The organism is Pseudoalteromonas sp. NZS71 (assembly GCF_015864715.1).
In the GTDB taxonomy this organism is placed as follows: Bacteria; Pseudomonadota; Gammaproteobacteria; order Enterobacterales; family Alteromonadaceae; genus Pseudoalteromonas; species Pseudoalteromonas arctica.
The window spans coordinates 12,646-33,948 of the sequence record NZ_JADYWS010000015.1; the positions used below are offsets into that span (position 1 = coordinate 12,646).

The 21,303-nt window shown below is 37.9% G+C and carries 15 protein-coding genes; 7 read left to right on the plus strand and 8 right to left on the minus strand.

The window, feature by feature from the left end; all coding sequences use genetic code 11:
• Positions 1 to 44 precede the first annotated feature (44 nt).
• The 8 genes from I6E85_RS11250 to I6E85_RS11285 all read right to left on the minus strand — a co-directional run bounded on the left by I6E85_RS11250 (position 45) and on the right by I6E85_RS11285 (position 11,526).
• The gene (locus I6E85_RS11250; protein ID WP_197236969.1) at positions 45 to 5,741 is read right to left on the minus strand and encodes a conjugal transfer protein TraG N-terminal domain-containing protein; all 5,697 of its coding nucleotides are present in this window, start codon (positions 5,739 to 5,741) and stop codon (positions 45 to 47) included.
• A 3-nt stretch (positions 5,742 to 5,744) separates the two neighbouring features.
• Positions 5,745 to 7,154, minus strand: coding sequence for a conjugal transfer protein TraH (locus I6E85_RS11255; RefSeq protein ID WP_024591220.1), 1,410 nt, complete (start codon positions 7,152 to 7,154; stop codon positions 5,745 to 5,747).
• Positions 7,154 to 8,161 carry a conjugal transfer protein TraF gene (traF, locus tag I6E85_RS11260; RefSeq protein ID WP_024591221.1) on the minus strand — a complete coding sequence of 336 codons (1,008 nt, stop codon included), beginning with the start codon at positions 8,159 to 8,161 and terminating at the stop codon, positions 7,154 to 7,156. The genes I6E85_RS11255 and traF overlap by 1 nt, the downstream gene beginning before the upstream one ends.
• A 163-nt stretch (positions 8,162 to 8,324) precedes the next feature.
• On the minus strand, positions 8,325 to 8,843 hold the full coding sequence (locus tag I6E85_RS11265; RefSeq protein ID WP_024591222.1) for a hypothetical protein: 519 nt from the start codon (positions 8,841 to 8,843) through the stop codon (positions 8,325 to 8,327).
• A 94-nt stretch (positions 8,844 to 8,937) separates the two neighbouring features.
• The gene (locus tag I6E85_RS11270; RefSeq protein ID WP_024591223.1) at positions 8,938 to 9,519 is read right to left on the minus strand and encodes a FlhC family transcriptional regulator; all 582 of its coding nucleotides are present in this window, start codon (positions 9,517 to 9,519) and stop codon (positions 8,938 to 8,940) included.
• A gap of 1 nt (position 9,520) precedes the next feature.
• Entirely contained in the window at positions 9,521 to 9,841 is a 321-nt protein-coding gene (locus I6E85_RS11275) for a hypothetical protein (RefSeq protein ID WP_024591224.1), read from the minus strand.
• 251 nt (positions 9,842 to 10,092) lie between these two features.
• Positions 10,093 to 10,479, minus strand: coding sequence for a hypothetical protein (locus I6E85_RS11280; protein WP_024591225.1), 387 nt, complete (start codon positions 10,477 to 10,479; stop codon positions 10,093 to 10,095).
• A gap of 3 nt (positions 10,480 to 10,482) precedes the next feature.
• Complete coding sequence (locus I6E85_RS11285) at positions 10,483 to 11,526, minus strand: ParM/StbA family protein (RefSeq protein WP_024591226.1); 1,044 nt, start codon at positions 11,524 to 11,526, stop codon at positions 10,483 to 10,485.
• Between the two features lie 1,267 nt (positions 11,527 to 12,793).
• On the opposite strand from I6E85_RS11285, the gene I6E85_RS11290 reads away from it, so the two are divergent.
• The 7 genes from I6E85_RS11290 to I6E85_RS11320 are packed head-to-tail and all read left to right on the plus strand — an operon-like array spanning position 12,794 to position 21,226.
• A complete protein-coding gene (locus I6E85_RS11290) occupies positions 12,794 to 13,294 on the plus strand; it encodes a conjugative transfer protein MobI(A/C) (RefSeq protein ID WP_139016105.1) in 501 nt (166 codons plus the stop codon).
• A complete protein-coding gene (locus I6E85_RS11295) occupies positions 13,284 to 14,033 on the plus strand; it encodes a hypothetical protein (protein ID WP_024591228.1) in 750 nt (249 codons plus the stop codon). Before I6E85_RS11290 ends, I6E85_RS11295 begins: the two co-directional genes overlap by 11 nt.
• Positions 14,033 to 16,525 (plus strand): MobH family relaxase, encoded by a 2,493-nt coding sequence (mobH, locus tag I6E85_RS11300; protein WP_024591229.1) that lies wholly within the window; start codon positions 14,033 to 14,035, stop codon positions 16,523 to 16,525. The genes I6E85_RS11295 and mobH overlap by 1 nt, the downstream gene beginning before the upstream one ends.
• Entirely contained in the window at positions 16,518 to 18,539 is a 2,022-nt protein-coding gene (traD, locus tag I6E85_RS11305) for a conjugative transfer system coupling protein TraD (RefSeq protein WP_024591230.1), read from the plus strand. The genes mobH and traD overlap by 8 nt, the downstream gene beginning before the upstream one ends.
• The gene (locus I6E85_RS11310) at positions 18,530 to 19,618 is read left to right on the plus strand and encodes a hypothetical protein (protein WP_024591231.1); all 1,089 of its coding nucleotides are present in this window, start codon (positions 18,530 to 18,532) and stop codon (positions 19,616 to 19,618) included. The genes traD and I6E85_RS11310 overlap by 10 nt, the downstream gene beginning before the upstream one ends.
• A complete protein-coding gene (locus I6E85_RS11315; protein ID WP_024591232.1) occupies positions 19,615 to 20,265 on the plus strand; it encodes a DUF4400 domain-containing protein in 651 nt (216 codons plus the stop codon). The genes I6E85_RS11310 and I6E85_RS11315 overlap by 4 nt, the downstream gene beginning before the upstream one ends.
• Before the next feature lies 1 nt (position 20,266).
• Positions 20,267 to 21,226 (plus strand): S49 family peptidase, encoded by a 960-nt coding sequence (locus tag I6E85_RS11320; RefSeq protein ID WP_024591233.1) that lies wholly within the window; start codon positions 20,267 to 20,269, stop codon positions 21,224 to 21,226.
• Positions 21,227 to 21,303: the final 77 nt, after the last annotated feature.

A 21,303-nucleotide genomic window follows, 5' to 3' on the forward strand; every position in this document is an offset into this window, starting at 1 on the left:
ATTCGCGCGACCGTTTAGAAAAAAGCCCTTTCGGGCTTTTTTTGTTATTTCTGTTTCACATAGTCAATACCGGATATATCACCATAGTCCTGTAATTTAGAACTAAATCCATCATTGAAAAATGCATTACCATCGGAATTAACGTATACATTACCAATTGGATCATCGGCAGAACCAAACGAACCGACGCGAGTATATTTTTCACCTGAGTCTGTTTCAAACTCTTTAGGGCCAACTTCATTATCAGTTAAAAACTGCATAGCATCTATTGGTAGTTCCTCTACATCTGACTCACTAGTTATTGGTGTTTTAGATGAGATTTGTGCATCAACACCGTCAGTTGTTGTTTCTATTTTTTCGCTAATAGGTACATTGTTTTTACTTCCAGCTTCTATATGAGCACCAGTGTCTACGTCTCCTGTATTTTCACTCATCATTGAATGTGGTGCAGGATGCGCATCTAAACTAGTTTCTTTTGGTGTATCTGTACCGCTAACAGCGTCACTTTCATCTAACATTTCAGATTGTTGATCTGCATTGCCGGTAACATCATTGCTTGTCGCTGGTGGCTCTTCGTTTACATCGCTAGGCATAGACTGTGTACCTGGGTCTAAGTTAGCGTTATTAGCAATGTCAGCTTGTGGCTTACTTTCATTACCACTTTGCACATCTTCATTTCTTTCACCTTTAGTTTCTAATTCCTTTTTTTGTACATCATTAACTTGTTGGGTCGCATTACTCTGAGCTAATGAAGGATCATCACCCGTATTCAGCGGTGCATTGCTTGTAGTAGCATCATCAGCTTTCACGTTTTGCCCATTATCAGCTGGTCCACCATTTAATGTGTTCTCACTGTCAACCTGAGCATTGTCAGCTTTTGGTTGAGTAGCATCATTCACTTGCTGTGTCGCGTTAGCTTGAGTAGTTGAAGCCGTAGCACCCGTATTCAGCGGTGCAGTGCTTGCAGTAGCAGCATCAGCTTTCACGTTTTGCCCATTATCAGCTGGTTCACCATTTAATGTGTTCTCACTGTCTGCCTGAGCATTGTCAGCTTTTGGTTGAGTAGCGTCATTCACTTGCTGTGTCGCGTTAGCTTGAGTAGTTGAAGCCGTAGCACCCGTATTCAGCGGTGCAGTGCTTGCAGTAGCAGCATCAGCTTTCACGTTTTGGCCATTATCAGCTGGTTCACCATTTAATGTGTTCTCACTGCCTGCCTGAGCATTGTCAGCTTTTTGTTGAGTAGTCTCATCCACTTGCTGAGTGGCGTTACCTTGAGCAGTTGAAGCAGCAACTCCTGTATTTAGCGGCGTATTACCTGTACCAACATCAGTAGCTTTCACATTCTGAGCGTTCAGAGCTTGATCACCATTTAATGAGTTGTCATTGTCAGCCTGAGTATTGTCTGCTTTTGGTTGTGAAGTATAACCATCAATAGAAGAAGTATTTCTTGGGACAGAAGAAGAACTATCCACGCCTTGTATCTGTTTTTCTGCCGCTTCATCGCTTACTTTTGACTGATTAGCGTTAGTTTGTGAATTTACATAATTCAATAGACCAGGAACACCAACTGCGAATGCTGATACACCAGTAGATAGTGGTATTTCGCTATTATCAAACTGAGTAGTATTTGTAGATCCTTCAGGTGCTTTAAGCGATTTATCAGTAGTTTTACTAGTCGAATTTACACTATTTGGCTCTTTACTCTCTATAGGTGACATGTAAGCATCACCTTGCTTATAGGAATAACCTTTGTCCTTTTCATTTTGATAAACAAATGAACCATCTTCATTTTGTGATTGTAAAGTAAATCTACCGTTATCAGTCTTGAATGTTGCTACAGGAGATTGACTAGAGCTTACTTCCATTGGTACATCAACATTACTTGTCTTTTGTATTTCATTCCCGTCAGAATACGGTGAAAGGGATGATAGCCCTTGCTCTTTATAAGCAACGCCAGCTTGGTCAAGCATTTCATTCATATTCTTTTTATATTCGACTAGGTTGCCCTGATCAGGTAAAGAATTTACCGAAGCCCTTAATTCATCCGAATTCTCATGTACGCTTCTTAATAAGTTATTATCTCCACCACTTAGCATTACTTTTTTCGCTAGGTCAGATGTAAATTCACCATTTCTACCACCTACAAGTGATTCGTTATCAAGCAATGCTGGTAAGTTAGCTACAGCAGAATGAGCGTCATAACTTGTCGGATTAGATTGGATAATATTGGCAGCTTTATCTTTGAACGAATTTAAAGCTGAACCTTTATAATCACCGTCCTTTCCGTAATTTATACCGGAACCAAAGAAGCTATCTTTGTCGGCTCTATCAATACCATTTTTGTATGATTGATTTTTACTTTCTAAGTCTATCTGTGATGTTTCATAAGCGAATCGTCCACCAACAGTACCACCTTTACCGGCCATCAAGCCCACTGCATCTATAGCGGACGCGTGACTAAACCCTTCTTTACCACCCATATCCATTACATCGTTAATATCGCGACCTAGCGCTGTTTTACTTAACGCTTGCTCTCCAGCTTTAAATGCTAATGTAGAACCGCTAAATTCATCTAACTCGCCAGCACCTAAACCTACAATAAAAGAGTCGTTGCCAGATTGTGTATTAGTCAAATAATCAGCTGCATGTGACATTTGTGCTACTGATTTCATATCATCAAATGAAGCTGTGCCGGTATTCACGCGACCAAACATATCTTGGATCTCAGAAGGCGATTTTGTATTCAATGCTTGAGTACCTTCATAAACACTCTTTTCGTCATAGCCTAATTCAGCAGCTCTATCAGCAGCAAATCGAGCAAATTTATCTTCTCCTTCAATCTGCCCGAACGCCCACATTGCACCGTTTAGCTCTCCGCTTTTAATTCTATCGATTACATCTTGTTGGTCACCACTTAATAAAGTATGACCTTCAACACGTTTCATTGCATCAGCTTGTTTTTCAGTCATTGCCCCGTATTTTTCTTTTGAATAGTCACTTTCAGAAGGAATATCATTTTTAAAAGGCTTATCAATCTTGGACGTTTTAATCGCATTTTCGGCCTGTTTAGCATTAGAAGTATCTGTATCTAATCCTAGTAACTCAGGGGAAGCATTTTTTATCACGCCACCATCTGCTGTAGTTTCATCAAGTTTACGGTAAGAGTCATTCATCATACTTAGCGCATTAAGCTGAGATGGTGTTGCGCCATTTGATTGGCCATTGTCGGATACAACTTGGCTCCAATCAGCAAGCATATCTGCTTGGCTGTTAACTTCATCGATAGACTGCGGTTGTTTTGCTAATGTGTCGTCAAGTATAGACAGCATACCTCCGTAACCTGCTTGCGCTGGACCTGCTAACTCAGCGCCTTCTTTTTGATATTTATCTTTGAGGTAATCTTTTTTACTATCAACTGTGCCACCAGCATCATTACCCACTAATGATTTAACTTGATCGTCGGATAGACCATCAATATAAGTATCTAAAGCTTTGCCATCTACAAGGGGTGCTAAAGCTTCATTATTTAGCGCTTGGCTAAATTTAAGACCATTACTTGAGTTGTACATTGCACCTAAGTTAGTTGAAAGTTCTCGTGATTGTGCAATTTGCTCTTGTAATTTATGCCCTTTATTTAAACTTTCTTGAAAACTTTCGCTTTGTTGATTTGATTCGGAAATATTGTAAGCACCTTGCTCACTATTAGTTGTTTGCCCCTTATGGCTTTCTGCTACATCTTCAAGAAGCTTTTGGGCTGAACTATCCTTTATACCAAATTTAGTCATATCCATATTTGATAAATTTGTTGAAACGCCTGCGTTCAAACCAAGCTTACCAGGAGTAGGAGTATCACCTACCGCAGAAAAACCTTTAGGCGTATTAACGCCGCCCCCTACTGAAACTCCTGCTTGCCCCATAATTTGGAATGCGGCTTGGCTAGCAGCATCCGAAGAAATACTTTGCCCTTCTTCAAGTGACTTTTTCAATGCAACGGTTTTTTCGGCCGTATTCATATCTCCCCAAGTCTTGTTTTTTGATCCTGCTACTACATCTGCGTTTTGTTCAAGCGACGCCATAGCAGTAGATGCAGTCTGCTCATATGCTTGGGTTTTTGATTGAACATCTTTCTCGGCAATGGATGTTGAATTACCTAATGAATTATTAATACCAGAATCTATATTTACGTTTGCAAAACGACCCGAATCACTTGATTTCACGTTAGCTTCAATAGCTCCAGTGCCAGCGTTGTATGTATTGCTGTGCGTACCCATACTTTGCGCACCATCAGACCATGAACTTGATAATCTTGGGGCCATATTTGTACCATCAACACTGCCTTTACCAGTTGGGTTAACAGAACTCATAACACCCATTAGTGAGTGAACACCACCGTAAAGTAAAAACATTGCAAGCATTGGAATTGCAGCAGTTAAAGCAGAAGCAACACCTAAGAAGCCCTCTACTTCAGATATTACAGCGGGCATAGCTCCCATTGAAAATGGGTCCATCTGTGCGAAACTAGTTGATACTGAAAATGCTTTTTCTGCTGCTTTATATGTAAATAAATCAACAAAAACCTTTATGAAACCCCATAAATTGACGAACAAGATGAGGTACATGTATTTACCTATCATGGCGAAGCCAGCCCCGCCCATAACAGATAATAGGATCATTACAGGGCCTATAAAGAACGTAAACATTTCAAAAACAGAAATCATTGGAATCATGTAGTTCATGAACAAAGAGCGTTCACCTGCTTGCTCATACAAACGTTTTTGCATTGACTCAAAAACCATTTTATTAACCCACGGGCTATCTTGACCTTGTAGAGCCTCGTAAGTATGAAAAGCAAGAAAACGACCAGCCATTATTTCATATGGATTAGGGCTGGCCATACCGCCACCAGTCAAAAGGCTATATGCAGCAGTTATAGAAGGACCATCAACGCCGCGCGCTTCATAATAACTAGAAACCATAGTAGGGAATTTGCCCGTATTTACATGGGCATAGATTTTGTTATAGGCCAAGTCACACGATAGATACTCTCCATCTGGACTATTATTTAAAAATATTCTCGTGTAGTAGTCAGGGTATGTAACCTTAATTTTATCAATTACCTTGTCTAAGCGAGCTGCATCTAGTCCACCCATGTTCCCATTTGGATTACCTGTACTTAATAGCTGGTCAGGTATATAGCAATCATTTATATAATTTTTGATAGACGTTTTAAAGTCGTATTGTCCCGGGTGATCTAAGGAGTTTATAACGGGAGACATAGGAATAGAATGGAGTCTTACAAGTGCTCCTAATGGGTCTGCGGGTGCATTACTGCCCATTGAAGGTGTTGTGAAGTTATTGGCAGCTATATCACGTAAGCCACCTATTAAATTCGTACCAGCCCAAGAAGGAACAGCTACTAAGAAAGGTACATTTGAGACAGTTCTAACGTCAAGCGAACTAGTTGAAACTGATTGTAGATGAACAGTAAAACGTGGGGATAGGGGACCTACAAACATAATAAAGCCCATAACGCCGAAGACAAACTCTTTAAAAGGGTAAGGTGAGCGCTCTGGATCTAAAATATACTTAAAGTATGATAAAAATAGAGTTAGGAATATTAAAATCCCTGCACCTGTTTGTATTTGCTCGTAAGTCGAACCAGCGTTAAACATACGAGCTACAGCAACAAGAGTATCATTCGCAAACTCTAAATCACCTTGTAAATAAACATTTAAGTCCATATATCACCCTTTAGTCTGTTTGGTTATAGCAGAGATTTGCACTACTGTTTGGAGGGCTTGGGTGCTCTCTGTATTACTTGCATATATCTTATCGCTTACAAGCTCATACTGTTTGCTAAAGTCTCTGTATGCAATTTCATACTCCTTTTTTAAAGATGTGCCTGAGTTATACATATTTTCTTTAGCCGAAGCGGTCATTGCATAAACTTTGCTGACCTGATTAAAAACTTCGTCGTTAATTTGTCTCAACAACAATGTAGCTGCATAATTCGCAATATCGTCTATGTTTATATGGTTCTCTTTAGCAAATACTGCCCAACGTACATATGGGAAAGTGAATATTTTAGCAAAGCGCTTCTCCTCTGCGTTAAGAGGTGTTTGACTTAAATATTTAGCAAAAATACCAGGGCTACCGGCTTCTCCAACAAGTCTCGCTTTTACTACCATTTCTAATGGAGTAAAGCTCACTGTTTCTGTTTCAACATTTAAGCAGCGATAATCGCCTCCAGTTGGGATAGTTTCATTTCCACAGCTTCTAATTTTTATCGGTACAGCTGTTTTCCCAAAAATGAAATCAGAATAATTAGCAGGTCCAGTGTTATCAACTCCCGGTTCTGAATCTACATCAGTCGCACCATTTTCAAACTTAATAACTTTGGTACCCAATAAAGTCATTAACATAGACGCCATTTTTTTCTTCTGCGTATCACCTTTAAACTCAAGCGCATCCAAAAAAGGCGTTGCTGAAGTTGGGTTTAGTAAGGTAACCGCTTGATAGACTGAGTTACCTTCAAGAGTTAGTTTTCTGGTATTTAAATCTTTCTTTTCATTTGTATTTTTATCGCCAAGAATAGACCCCGCCCAGCTAGTAACAGAACCGACTTTTGAGGCCATATCTGAACTAATAAGACTTTCTTGCATTACCAACCTATCTTCACCAACATATTCGTTATTAGCTAAGAAGGTTTGAGATTCAGCGCAGGCATTTCGAGCCAGTTCATTAAATCGCTGTAATTTGTTTTGTAAGTTCTCCATTTCTGCAGCACATGTTGAGCAGATATTATTAATTGCTAGTTTAAAAAAGTACGCAGCTGCACCTTGAGCAACAGCTCTACCAACTTGAACTAGCTCGTCGCCTGATATTAGACCAAACGAACCTCCATATAGATCTACGCCGCCACAACCTACTGACATAGATGGGCTTTCTAATGATACAACATCAATTGTAGGCTGATTCCAACGAGCAGAAAATTGACCTAACCCCCAGTTATTGCCACTAGCAACGTCAACTTGATATGGACCTAAATCATTTTGATACGAATCAAATAAGTCTTTCATTCCTGCATTAGCATTTTGAGAGCTTGTTAATATGCATAAGCTAACAAAAATTCCAATTCTTTTTAATTTCATCATTATTCCCCAGAAAGAGAGTTAAACAGTTGAGCACCTACTGGCTTAGAATCAGCTAATTTCGCTTTTAGTATTTCAGCTAAATAACCAGGATCATTCTCAATTAATTCTGCATCCGCTAACATAGTTCCATCCGTATCGGTCAGCACATTTATCTCCCGAACGTTTTGAGTTTGTTGATACTGTTCATCGGTAATTACATTTTTTAAGCGGGCGGATAAAAGAATACGGTCTTGCATTAGAGGTAATGTAGTTAAGCCTTCACCTATTTTGGTAAAACCGGTACCGTCATTAAGAGCCATAAACATGGTTGGTGTGAACTGAACGCCAAAGCGTTGAGCAACATTTGTTTTATCAACCACAACTTCAATATCTTCCATGCCGGGCAATACTGAACCATCCATTGAGATAGCAAGTACATTCATACCGAAGCGTATTTTTAATTCTTTTAATAACGGAAGTTGTTTTTTGCAATAGGCGCAATTAGAGGAGAAGAAAAACCATAAATGAGATTTTTCATTGATTGCACTAATAACATTGCTTATCGCTTTTTTAGTGTCATCTTTAAATACGTTTAATGAAAACGTGGACATAGGGCGACGTTTTGATTCATCTAATTCAGATTCGAACTGATTAAATTCCGTTGTTTTAGTTGCAAATCGTGAGCCCATATCTAGCATGTAACGCTGAACATACATGTATCGTGCAATGTTTTCCCTCGTTGGGTTATTAATTGCAACTTCTTGATATTCTGGTATTTTTGATCTGAGCCAAGCAACATCTAAGCGCACTTTTTCTTCTTTTTTCTCTTCTTCTGGCTTAGTTTCAGCTGCAGGTGCTGCCTGTTTTTCTTTTTCTGGCTCATTTTCAGGTTCTACTGGTGGATCTTCAAACCAATACCAACCTCTGTACTTATCGCCATAAAAAGGAGAGTTTGTTGAAGTTGATGATGCAGCTGAAGCGTTAAAGCAATTTGCAAGTAGTAAAGTAGCTAATATAGTGTTTTTCAAAATGACCCCCAATATTCAATTGAGCCATTTTCTTATTTATATAGGAACTTTTGAAATAATAGAGAGTACAAATATGCTACCTCTAAACATTCAATCGTCTAAAAAAGGAGGGGGATAGTTAACTGAAGAAATAAAAAAGAGGCTAATGAGCCTCTTTTATAAATTATAAAAATTGACTTGGAATTTCACACAATGAAATAGAATTTACATTACCGACATCTGAGATTTTTTGAATAAAACGCTTAGTATTACTTGCTTGCTTAAATTGATGCCATGGAGAAGAAAATGACATTTGTTTATAGTACAGCTCCACGCTTTGTGATAAATAAGCCTTAGTTTTTAAGAGTTCATCTGCCACATCACCTTTTAGGCGAGAACATGTAGCCTTTACATTTACGTGATTGAAATCAAAATCAAATCCTGACAAACTTTTATCTAAGTTAGCTACTATTAAAGCTAAATATTTAGGTTTATCTTTTTGAATTAGCACACCCGCAAGATAATGCTTTTGTTCAGCATTATTGTTTGACCCAACATTAATTAGCGAAGCCTGTTCATCACCTAGTAAGTTAACAAAATTAATGCTTATTTGTGACTTATTAGGAATCATTGGATCAAGCCATTCGCCGGCCTGCAAAGGTAGTGAAGCAATAAGAAGTAATGATAAAAAAGTTTTACGCATAAAAAACCAACACCTTGGCACTTGAAATTGCTACTAGTATTGGTTTTCAAATATTAAAAATCAAATTTTTTAAATGCGTCTCTTACATTAACTTTTAAACTTGTTGTCGCTGAGGTAAATTATCATGCATTGGAACATCAGTTATCTGATCTTCAAATAGCTCATGTTTCTCACGTTTAGCCTTTGGAGCTTTCGCACCAGTAATTTGGCACGATGCACAAAGGTTTATATCAGAGTTGTCATCATAATGAACTACATAAGACTTAGAACAACAAGCACATGAGGGCATAATACCAAGTAGCTGTTCACGTACTAGTGGGAAAAAGTAAAATATACGAGTAGGGTGAATTTTTGAGTTTGGGTACAATGCATTATAAGCATAGTACATATTCAGTAATTGAACACCAGTTATAGGTCTGTCGAGCTGGGTATCTTTATACATTTTTTTATATAACGATAAAATTCTGTCGGCCATCAACCGCCCTTCAGTATCTTTTACCCAACCCCCTTGACCACGACGAAATTGTCTAGAAAAAGGGAGGTCTTTCCAAAAGTGTTTAATGTTGTCTTTTCGTCTATGAGACAAAGCAAGTAGGATCTTCTTCTCAGTACCTAACACTGCTAAAGCGCATATTGCAATTTCATTTTTATAAATATTAGTCAATGATATAGACATTCTATTTAACCTCAGAAGCAAATATGTGGTCTATTGACCCTGCTTTTGGCTTGTTTTTTGTCATACTAGCAATAGCTTTAGTTAGGTCACTTGGTGAGCACGCTAATTGGAATAAAGGAAGGCGAGAATCTGCATTTTTTAAACATGCAATATCTTGAACATGTGTACTTTTAAGGGCTTCTACAAGTTGTGAATCAATGCCAATGACACCCTCAATATCGCAATCAAAATCAATAAGTGACTTAATAATTAATAACAGCTCCACATTACAATTAAAGTAGTTATTAATTTGCTCAGCAAGGTTGTTAGCATTTTCTAGCATTGCTCTAGTTCCGTTTAAAATTATTCAATGAATTTGAATTATAGATTCATAAAAGGAACATCTCAATAAAAATAACGTCACCACTTGTGACTAGGGGTGGGTTAATTTTTAATTTAAATTATAAATACTAATAGATTCAATGCTTAATGAGACATTAACTTAAAACATTTAAAATAAAAAAAATTAAATTACATTTATTTTTCAAAGCGCTTTATAAAATGCCCATCCTAAAGGATTGGATGAGCAGTTATTTAATCAGGATTTCCATTTGAATCTGTAAAATTAAAATCAGAATCGTCAATGTACCTGCCCAAGTAAGGTACGAGGTCAAGTTGGTCTTCATCTTCCTCAACTTGTTCTACAGACTCAATTTGGGTTTGTTCTTCAGGCTTACTTTGAGTTTTTTCTACAGCATTAGAGGCTTTGTTCAAACTACTGCTAACCAAAGAGTGATTCGATTGGTTAACTGATAATTTTACCTCGCCCCCATTATTAACTAGACTCTCAAATAACAAACCTTGAATGGCTAATCTAATTAACTCATTAGGATAGCCAGATAACTGAGAATCATTGACCAAATGAACCCCAAGTTTACTTTCTCTTTTTATTCTCGCTGTTACTTTAATTATACTACTCATAGGTTAACCTCTAACGACTTGTTTGCCTGCGTAGAACAACCCCTCAACAACGGTAGTTAAATTATTTTCTAGTACAATCATTTTGTGATGTGGGTATTGCGCTCTAATAGCAGGTTCAAACGTTTTAATAGGTCCACCAAATAAAACAAAATAATCAATGTCATCACCGCTACCTACAATATTTCTTACATAGTTTGCAGCCGTACTTGTAGAACTATTTATATTCCCCGTTACGTCATATTCAATACCAAGATCATTATCTTCTTTTTTGCAAATTGGAAATGGGTATTCGTAACCTCTAACCTTTAGCTTTCCATTTTTTTTCCAGAAAGCATCATCCACTAAGCGCCTTGATAGGTTGTTAGTTAATGAAAAAGCTTTTGATAGGGTCGGTATTATCTCATTCAACACAGTTGAAAAGCCGTTCTCAGTTGCACCACTTCTTTTTTCTATTGGCGTTAGTCCACGAGATGTACATACATCTAGTGTTAAGTATCCGGCATCGATACAAACAACGTTTGCTGTTTTAAAGTTTTTTTCAAACTCTTGTTTAGGTAGACTTGTCGCATAAGAGACTAATCCAGCAACAGGTTGTGGCAACACCATAGTCTTTTTAACTATTCGTTGCTTACCGCCTTTGAAATCATGCACACCTTCAGTTAGCTTTATAAGCTCATTTTTTTTGGACCAATGATTAACTGGTAGGCCAACAACAAGCAAATCAATAACACGATCATGCATTAGAGAAAGACTGCCTTTTAATAATGCTTTATATTGTTTGGAACCAACATAATGATCACTTAAAACATCATCAGAATCTTGAGCACTTAAATAAGCATCCGGCCCAACTTCAAAAATGTCGCCATCAATATCTACTTCTACCGTTTCACGCTTACCAATCCCCATATCGGCTTGCCCAATTCGGCTCTCATTAATTCGCCCAACAGAAGAGCTAAACGTTTTTATCACTGGCTTATCGTCACCCGACACAGTAAAACTTACTGTTCCGAACCCAACCTCAGCAGCTCTCACTATCTTCTTAGCCATTCTCTACACTCCTATATTTATTGTTCAGGCAGAGAATACACCCAGTAATTAAAAGCTTTAAATATTAGAGCACCCCAAAATGACACCTCTAAGCTTTAATTATGGAACTAATTAGCTATTTTGAGTGAGCGAAAACTAAAAACACAGTCAATACCAAAGCCACAGAACAAAATGGGCATAAAACCGGCATGAAAGCGGCGTAATATGGAAATGCGCAGTTTATGGTATTGGAGATGTCAATCGCTTATAGGCAAGTGGTATGAAAACGGCACTAAAGCGGCACAATATGGCACTATATTATTTATTATATTGGGTAGGTCGGTTGTTTACCGGTAGGTGGCAAAAAAACGGCACAAAAACGGCGCAACATGGCAATACGTAGGGATTAACGATAAGTAAACAACATATAGTTCTCATGCTGCTTTTATTTATGAACAGCGCTACTCGTTTAATATTTCCATCTTATTAAATGCATTAACGCTCTAACAAAGTGAGCCTCATTTCTGCTTTATTGGTATAGCCAGCATTATGATTGAGATGCTGAACGATAAAAAACTCGCATATTTATAATATAAAACTAAGACTATTACGCCTCAATAATTTAGAACCATAAAAATCTAAAGTCTAAAACCGCCCTCAATTAATAGGGTGCGATTTTTTTTACGCCCATTTTTAGGGCATTACCACTAGTCTCAAAGATATAAATTAATTAAAACTACCCTCAATTAATAGTGCATTCCCCCAAAACCTACCCCCAATGGCGCAACTCTATTTATTTAGAGGAAATACGCTAAATTTCATGCTTCTTAAAATAAAAGTTTACAAAATAATAAATCAGCAAAAAGAAAAGAAACCGCCCTCAATTAATAGGGAGAGATATTTTTTGCGCCCATTTTTAGGGCAGAATATTAAATTAAACTAATAAAAATAATTAAATGCGCCCTCAATTAATTAAGACCTCACTCAAAACGCCCATTGCGGGCATTTGCCTAATCAATCTTAACTTACCAAATAAAACACGAAATAAACAAACCTCTAAAACTTAATTATCCCCTTAATTAATTGGGGGCAGCTTTTGCAAAACCGCCCGTTTAGGGGCAGTTTGAGAAAACTGCCCTCAATTAGATTTTAGGGCATCAATAGTAAAAGAAAACCTCACCGGAAGGTGCTCGAAATTTACAACATGCATTTATACCCTCTGTATTTTTTTTCTCTTACAGATAATTACGCGAAAATAACAACAAGACAGAAACAAGAGTTTAAAAAAATGAACCAAGATGCATTTGAAGTACGGCAGTATTTAACTGATAAAAAGGACGACCTAGCTTTAAAGCTTGATTCGTTAGTGGATGGGTATTGGTGTGCTTGGCGAGACATGAATAGACAAATCATAAGTCAAGCCGCTAATCCAGACCGAACCGATAAAGTCGGCAAGGTTGCACCGAGCATTCGCATATACAAAACCAAAAACCACAACCGAGTAACACTCAGGTGGCGAATTTACGAAAATAGTTGGGCAAGGCTGAATGTTGCTAAAAGCAATAAGCAGACGCTTCGCTACGCAAAAGAACTCAAGCGGAATAAAGATGGCACCACAAGTCGATTCCAATTAGTAAAAAACGCTGAAAGCTGGGAAGTTAAATTAATTGATGAATTTCTAATTGAAGCAGAGCCAATTATCACACTTATAAATATGATTCATCAAAGTTTAAAGCTACTAAACAACACAAAAACTTTAGAAACTAAGGAGATCCAAAATGCAGAATAAAACTGAAAATTCAATATCGGCTGAACATGTAAAGAATAACCAGGCGCAAAGAGCCACAACAAAGCATGCTGGTAAAATGAAAACAATCACGACCACGATTAACTATGAAACAGACCACACTCACTCATATTTAAAGCTTAACGAGCATAAAATTTTAAATGCATTCGAGCGCTTAGCCGCAATTCTACGCATGGCAAAAACCTCAAGCGTTGCGTACACAAGAATAAGTGAGTGGCATAGAGATATTAATTTAAATCTTGCTCAAGCTCAGTTGGACACACTTCATGAGCAACGTGTAGAGCGTGAGAAAAGTTTACCGGTTATGGGTGACTTTATAATTAATACACCAGACAACTATGCCATGCAATTTGAAGTTTCGCACCCAGTAGGACTCACAATTACTCAGTTAATTGTTGCCGTGGACAAAGAGTTAAACGCAATTGAAAAATTATTTATGTTTGGTGCTTTAGATGATCTTGAGTATGAGCAAGCTTGCAAACAGGCAGCAGCAATTGTTACTGGTGTTACTGACAGAATAATGAAAGTGACTTCGCCGGGTAAACGTGAAGGTGGCCAATTTAATCCGCGTTACTATTTGGAGTTTTTACGTGATCCACAATTTAACATGCTTTCGCTGTGTGACATTCCTTATGAGGTAGCAAAAACAATACTGACAGAAGAGCAATTAGTATTAATTGTTAAAGCTAAAAATGAAGATAGTGAAAGCAAGGTAGCCTAATGTCATTTGTATCCACCATGAAAATGCTATTTGGTATATCCACTTCTACCAAGCCGGTTTCCGGTGACGTAGAAGTGCTTAACGATAAACCTAAGCCCATCCACCTACAGACCAATGTAAGTGGAGAAATTTATCTGGATATTTATAACAGGCCGGTACACGATGCTGAAGCTCAATTTTACCCACCCAAAGTAAATGGTCTGAGTGTTTTTTGTGTAGATGCCATTTTAAAGCGCTATAAGGACCAAATTATAGCGCTTGAGCAACACGTAGATATTGGGTTTCATAGAACCACTGAGGATGGTGTTAATCTTTTTGGCGCGCGTTATTTGAGTGTAATTCGCAAGTTGGCCGAATATGTTCACATGCTTCCTGCATCTGAATACCACCACCATTCACAACCAGGTGGATTATTTCGGCACTCGCTAGATGCAGCTTTAATCGCTTTACGTAAGGCAGACAATCAATTGCCTCCGACCGTGGGCAAAGTGGACTTAGATGCACAACGTCGTGTCCGTTACATGTATGCAGCGTGGGTTGGGGCGCTTTTACATGATACAGGTAAAATTTTGACAGATATGCAGGTGAGTGCGTATACAATTTTTGATGATGAAAAAAATATAAGTGTACCAATCGCGAGTTGGGGGAAACCAATTAAGCCTTGGATACCACAAATTGAAACTTTAATTGAATGGGCTACCCGCAATAAAGTCGAACGATATTTTGTCCATTTTAGGGCTTCTCGTGTACACAGGGAACACGTATCTTCAGGTGCAACTCTGTTACCTCACATATTAAAAGGAGAGGGATTAGAGTTCATTATGGACTCCCCAGATGATTTATATAGCAATCTAACCTCTGCACTCAACGGATATGCTCATATCAATGGATACCTTGCCACTGCAATTCGTTTTGGAGATTCAGTGTCAACGGCTAAAGATGTCAAAACAATGGCAACTTCGGCTTTTGGTACCTTAAAAAAATCCAGAATGATGTCTATTGTTGATACGATGCGAAGTCTTAAAAGTAAATGGAATTTTAATACCGAAAAAAGTCATGCTTTTGTAATTGGAGATTGTGTTTTTATTCGTTGGCAATCAGCGTTTGATGGAATCCTCAAAGCTGCACGCGCTAACCACTTCGATGCTCTGCCAAATGATACCAAGTCACTATTAGGAATGATGGAAGACTTCAGAATAGTAGAGCCATTCGATAAAGAAAATCGCTTTGCGCTATTTGCTATAGGCAAGTTCACTGAACAAGATGTGATCAACATCATTGACGAAACAATCAGCATTAGTTGGATTGAGTTGATCAAAGTGGTGTATCGCGAGTGGATATATGATTCTGACCCAGTGCACCCAAACTTAGAAGGTTTGCTTTACCTAAGTGGATCAAACAAATATTTCATTACGAAAGAAGATGGAAGCTTTACAGAGCTAAGCTTTGACACTGCAGCGCTTAGCGAAGAAAAAGAGACGGTAATTGAAAGTACGAACGAATTACATGACAAAGTTAACATTAGCACGACTAAACAAACCGTTTCAATTAACACTGCTGTAAACGATGTGAAGGAAAAAACCAATACCGCCAAAACAGAAAAAACAGTTGCGCCTAAAGGTGAAGTAAATACCGGGGGGGAAAATCAGGTCACGGCCAAAAAGAAGAAAATGGCAAAGCCTAAAAAACCGGAGAAGGCGAATGTTACACCAATTCTATTTGAGAACGACACCGATACCTCTGTAGTACAAACTGAACAGACTTCACCTGCGGAAAAAACTGAACAGACTTCACCTGCGAAAAAAACTGAACGGGCAATACCACCAGCTTTGGAGATAGAAAAGCCTAGATCCCACGACTATGTTTTGCAAATCAATAATAAATGGTACGTAGACGTAAACAAGTACGTTGAAGCTCACAACACTAATCAAATCGAAGCTGGGCAAGAGCTATTAAGCAAAGGTTTTATAAGGCAAAAACTAGGTAGCTCATCCCTTGCAACACTTGTTCGGCGTCAAAAAGCGAAGTCTGTCGTTTGCTTTGAACTAACACCTTTAGGTCAGTCCTCGTTAACTGGCGCTGTTAAAAGAAGTTCAGAAACCAAAAAAAGTTTTAATGCCAATTCATCTAAAGCAAAGAGTATGACTATTAAGGAAAAAGATACTGCCGGTAAAGATAAATCTAGTTTGCCTTCAACCGACCCAACAGAGTTTGAATTCACAACAACAAGCATCAAAGGAAGTCTTGGCGAAATCTTGCTAGCTCACAAAATTAAGGTGTCTGGTGGTCCAGAACACATAGACATTATATTAAAAGAAGTAGCGTTAGTTAGCGATTCAAACCCATCTTTTATAAAGGGGATACGAATAAGCAAACTAATCCAATCAATGAAAGCGCGCTATAAACATGACGTAAAAATTAACGACATGAGTTCCTTTTCCATACAAGTCCACATACAAGATGTATCAAATACAGAGGTGTTCAGTGAGTAGCAAGTACAATAGAACAGATGGACGATACGTTGAGTTTCTATTTCGACCTATCTATGAAGTAAACACAGCAATAGCTTATGGCATTGGTGCCATAACAACTCCGTTTATGACTTTAGGTGCATTTCAACCAGGAGCAACCGTTTCATTTGGTATTGCTGGCATACTAGCTGGTGGAAGTTATTTGTATGCTATGAAAGCAAAACCATTAATTGAGCGTCAGTTAAAACTAAAACTCAATAGAAAAGAGTTTATGGATTGTAAAAAATTACGAGAAATCAACTCGCTTGAACCAAGAATAACGAATGATAAATTTGTTGACCCTAGACATAACTTTATGGGGTATGGGTTCGAATGGGGTTCTGAACATGCCAATCGTATTTATCAAGTTATGAATATGGACTCTAAACTAACGGATATAAAGCTGCCATTTTTTCTACGTAAAGCAACAGACGAATTTCAGCATGAAACTGAAGAGCTTGGTGGAAAACCCTTTATCCATGCCGTAGGCGATGAGACAGAAATAAAAGTTGTGGAAGATACATATTTCGGGCACACACTCATATCAGGAAATATAGGTACAGGCAAAACAACTCTATTACGCTTGCTTAGCCTAAACGCTATACATATGGGTGCTAAAGAAAGTTCAGCTCGCTTCAATATAAATGGACAACAAAACAAGATCAAACAAGGCGACAAAACAAAAAATAACAGCAAAGTAATCGTCGTTATCGACCCAAAAAACGACACTGACTGGAAAGAGTCTATCAAGCAGGAAATGGAGCACTTAGGCTATGGCGATAGGTTTTTCAGTGTGCATCCAGCTGCACAAAGTGACTCTTGTCGTATACCGTTACTAAAGAACTTTGTACGCGTCTCAGAAATTGCTGACAGAGTGGCACCACTAATGGGTACTTCAGGGGGCAGCAAAACCTTTGAAGATTTCGCCTATGAACAAATAACATTTGTGGCTGCAGGCATGGAGTACATTGGCACACCTATTCGCTTAACATCCATCCAAAAAGCGTTGTCTTCAGGGAAAATACCGTTCTGTGAAAAAGTGTTACGTGTGTTTTACGAAAGGACACTAGGGCCGGAGTACGAAACAAAGCTGAATATGGCTGAGTACCTTAAAAAAGGTGTAGAAGCTTGGCAAGTAATGAGTGAATACTATAAAGCTCGTTTAAGCGAGTCGCATGAGAACGCGGCTATATTGGGTATTATTCAATTAATAGAACACCCTTCTGAGCATTTTATAAAGATGATCACATCGTTACGCCCTGTATTAACGGCGTTAACGTCAAAGCCAATGGATGATTTGTTTTCCCCTATTGATGATCCCGAAAGTGAAGATAAACGAAGAATAGTAGATTTAGATAACCTCATGGAAAAAGGGGGGTGTCTGTATATAAGTTTAGATTCAATGACTGATAATAAAACGGCAGGTTTTTTAGCGCGTTTGATTATGGCTGAGATTGCCGCCGTGTCTGGTCGCCGTTATAACAATAACGACAAGAAAGCATCACGAGTTGCTGTTTTCTTAGATGAAGCACATGCCGCACTTGAAAATAATGACAGCTTATTAAACCTCCTTGCTGTTGGTCGTGCATCATCAATCGAGCTTTACCTTGCTACACAAACAATCAGCGATATTGCAGCTAAAACAGATGAGCCTACAGCAAACAGGGTTTTAGGATTATGTAATAACTTCATTTCTTTTAGAACAACTGATCCAAAGACCCAAGAGTATGTTGCTGCGCAATTTTCAAAGACAGCAATTACAAAAGTTCAAAATCAAAGTTCATCTGGTGCATCAAGTAGCGAAAGTATATTTGCCTTCAACTCAATGCATGGTGAGCGTTCAGCTAAAGAGATGGATGATTCATTTCCAATGGGCTTAATGGGCGATTTACCAAAACTTCAATACATAGCACGGTTAGCAGATGGCCGTAAACTTAAAATGAGGTTACCTATTGTAATTAACAGCTGCCCAGAGGAGCGAGCCAAATGGTTATAGAAAAGTGGCGAATTGAAAACTTTAATGGTTTAACAGCTGAAAAAACATGGCTTTCACTGAATGACATTGAAAAGCAATCATCTAAGAATGAGATACGAGCACGACTAAGTGAAAAAAATCAGGATAAGTTTTTAAAGTTATGCAGTGATAACGAAGCATTATTGAAATTGGCAAGAAACCTTGCGCTGTATGTTGGTTTACAAAACAAGATATACAAAGAACACGTATTTAGCCTAATTATGAACGGCGTTATAGACAATCTTGAAAATACAAAAGTTGAAACTCTAATTCTGGCAGTATCAGAAAACTTATACCCAATCATTTACGCAAAAGTGTCGGGCAGGCCAAAAGGCCAGCGATTGTCAGCCTCATTAACGTGGGATTTTACGAATGAAAGTTTATATTCGTGGATTGAAAACAATAACTTTGAGTCAATTTCAACGACTGAACTTAACGTAAAGTTAGAGTACCTGCGTAAAGATGAAGTAGGGCTACTCATTTTAAATAAATTCTTTGACGCTGAATCAATTTTAAAATTCATGCATGCAGTTAAAAATAAATCTCTGACAGAGAAAGCGCAATTGGTTGATTCAATTGGTGAGTCAAATATTAAAATACAATTGTCGATGATAGATACCATCAACCCGGCAGTAGTAAAAATATGCAACAAAGTAAAAGAGTACATGGGCAACATTGATATATTCAATAGTGGCGCACCTACTTACATATCCATCATTACAACATCATTGAGCGCATATTACGCCAAGGCTGAGATACAAGGACAATCGGCTGCGTATTTGGTTTTTTGTGAATATATTTCAAATCAATTAACTCAATTATGTTGCATGAAAATTCAATGTGAAAATGAGGTGTGGGATTGGACCAAAGAAAGCTTGCGTGCTTGGTCAAATAAACACCCAAAGGACAATTTAATAACATTGCATACGCCAACGAAAGAGACGAATAAAAAACTATATTTAATTTTCAATCTATTGGTATTCAATCGCATTGATTTAAGTATTTGGGGAGTGCCGGCCACAGGCAAAAGGCTGGCAGTATTTTGGGGGGATGCAGTATGAAGACTGCAATTACAAGTAAGCATACGCGTTTAGAAATATTATTACTGCTGTCCTCACTTTCTGTAGCAGCCATGTTACTCATGCTGTTATTAACTGAACCAGACGAATACAAATCGAATGTACTGCAAGAGTCATATCAGATTAAAGGTGCGATTTCAGAGAATGATTGGAACGTATTGCATAACGAAACCCTCTTTTTACAAGATAAATGGGTAAATGGGAGTGGGCTATACAAATGGTTTTTATCAAAGTTAATGCCTGAAAAGGACACGGAATGGGATGGTGTCATAGGTAGTACGTTCCAAGAAAGATTAGCAATAAACGGGCAGATACTAGCGTATCAGATCGCTTTGCGAATAATGATGTTTAAGTATTGGTTGTTTGTGTCACTTCCACTTTGTTTAGCTTTAATTTACGGGTCTGTGAACAGACACAAAGCAAACGCATATAGATTTGGTGGGGCTAAACCTAATTTGGTGCGTTTATATATAAAAATCATTTGGGTTTCATTCTGCTTATTTACATTTTTTATGTTAGCTCCGAATTTTGTAGGCGGAGTGTTGCCCTATTTTCCATTTATTTATTTGATAGGCATTGCCTTATTGATTTCAGGAATAATCCGTAATTTCCATAAAGGTACAAGTTAAAATGATTACAAATTTACTAAGAAAACTTAAAAGAAAAAAAGTTAAGCAAGTTAAAGTTCAACCTGAAAATTTAACACAGGCCATATCAGAGTTAACTTCAACAGTTGAATCTAAGTTAGGACCAGTAGCTAAGGCTTATTCATTTTCACAGGTTTTTAAAACATTCATTATATTTGGAGGCTTCTTAACGGCCATATTAATAAACTGGAAGACAGAGACATTAGAAATAAATAAGCCTAAGTATGTATCGCAAATAATGCTTGAGGGTGAGATGACTGATGCTGGTGGCGGCTCTGGCTACAATTTAGCGAAAGAAATACAACGCGCGGATAAAGACGAAAGGGCGAGTGCAATAATGCTAATTGTTAATTCTGGTGGTGGTTCGCCCGTACAGGGAGAAACGGCTTATTCATTTATAAAAAGTTACACAGATAAACCGGTAACTGAACGAAAGCTGCTCTATGTAAGCATTCAAGCCATTTGTGCCTCAGCGTGTTACCAAGCTATATCGCCTGCAGATAAAATATATGCCCACAAAAGTTCGATGGTTGGCTCTATTGGTGTGCGAATTGATTCATGGGATTTAACGGGTTTAGCTGAGAAATTGGGAGTTAAAAAACAAATTTTAACTTCCGTGGGTAAAAAGGTAATCATTGATCCATTTAAAAAACTGAAAGTTGAAGATGAACAGCTATTGAAAGATTCGTTAATGATGCCAATGCACACCAATTTCGTTTCATCTGTGCTTGATGCGAGAAAAGACAAACTTGCAAACGATCCTGAACTGTTTAATGGAATGGTGTGGCTTGGTGAGGATGCTAAGTCAAAAGGCTTTATAGATGGGATAAGTAGCACAATAGAAGTTGAAAATGAATTAATGGAGATGACAGAGACTAAAGATGCTAAGTCAGTTAGTGCTCAAGGTTTCAGCATTAGTCGCCTAATAGGTGGAATTTTATAAATGTATACCTTAGAGGTGCGATTTTAACCCTCTGTAAAATTTAAAATAAGCCAAGTTAAAGGTAATAATGATTTTGC

What these genes read in the sequence shown, in the direction of transcription:
- I6E85_RS11285 (WP_024591226.1), bottom strand. Translation starts at nt 11,526, where the DNA reads ATGGCTAAGAAGATAGTGAGAGCTGCTGAGGTTGGGTTCGGAACAGTA.
- I6E85_RS11310 (WP_024591231.1), top strand. Translation starts at nt 18,530, where the DNA reads ATGGTTATAGAAAAGTGGCGAATTGAAAACTTTAATGGTTTAACAGCT.
- I6E85_RS11250 (WP_197236969.1), bottom strand. Translation starts at nt 5,741, where the DNA reads ATGGACTTAAATGTTTATTTACAAGGTGATTTAGAGTTTGCGAATGAT.
- I6E85_RS11290 (WP_139016105.1), top strand. Translation starts at nt 12,794, where the DNA reads ATGAACCAAGATGCATTTGAAGTACGGCAGTATTTAACTGATAAAAAG.
- mobH (WP_024591229.1), top strand. Translation starts at nt 14,033, where the DNA reads ATGTCATTTGTATCCACCATGAAAATGCTATTTGGTATATCCACTTCT.
- I6E85_RS11320 (WP_024591233.1), top strand. Translation starts at nt 20,267, where the DNA reads ATGATTACAAATTTACTAAGAAAACTTAAAAGAAAAAAAGTTAAGCAA.
- I6E85_RS11265 (WP_024591222.1), bottom strand. Translation starts at nt 8,843, where the DNA reads ATGCGTAAAACTTTTTTATCATTACTTCTTATTGCTTCACTACCTTTG.
- I6E85_RS11295 (WP_024591228.1), top strand. Translation starts at nt 13,284, where the DNA reads ATGCAGAATAAAACTGAAAATTCAATATCGGCTGAACATGTAAAGAAT.
- I6E85_RS11275 (WP_024591224.1), bottom strand. Translation starts at nt 9,841, where the DNA reads ATGCTAGAAAATGCTAACAACCTTGCTGAGCAAATTAATAACTACTTT.
- I6E85_RS11255 (WP_024591220.1), bottom strand. Translation starts at nt 7,154, where the DNA reads ATGATGAAATTAAAAAGAATTGGAATTTTTGTTAGCTTATGCATATTA.
- I6E85_RS11315 (WP_024591232.1), top strand. Translation starts at nt 19,615, where the DNA reads ATGAAGACTGCAATTACAAGTAAGCATACGCGTTTAGAAATATTATTA.
- I6E85_RS11270 (WP_024591223.1), bottom strand. Translation starts at nt 9,519, where the DNA reads ATGTCTATATCATTGACTAATATTTATAAAAATGAAATTGCAATATGC.
- I6E85_RS11280 (WP_024591225.1), bottom strand. Translation starts at nt 10,479, where the DNA reads ATGAGTAGTATAATTAAAGTAACAGCGAGAATAAAAAGAGAAAGTAAA.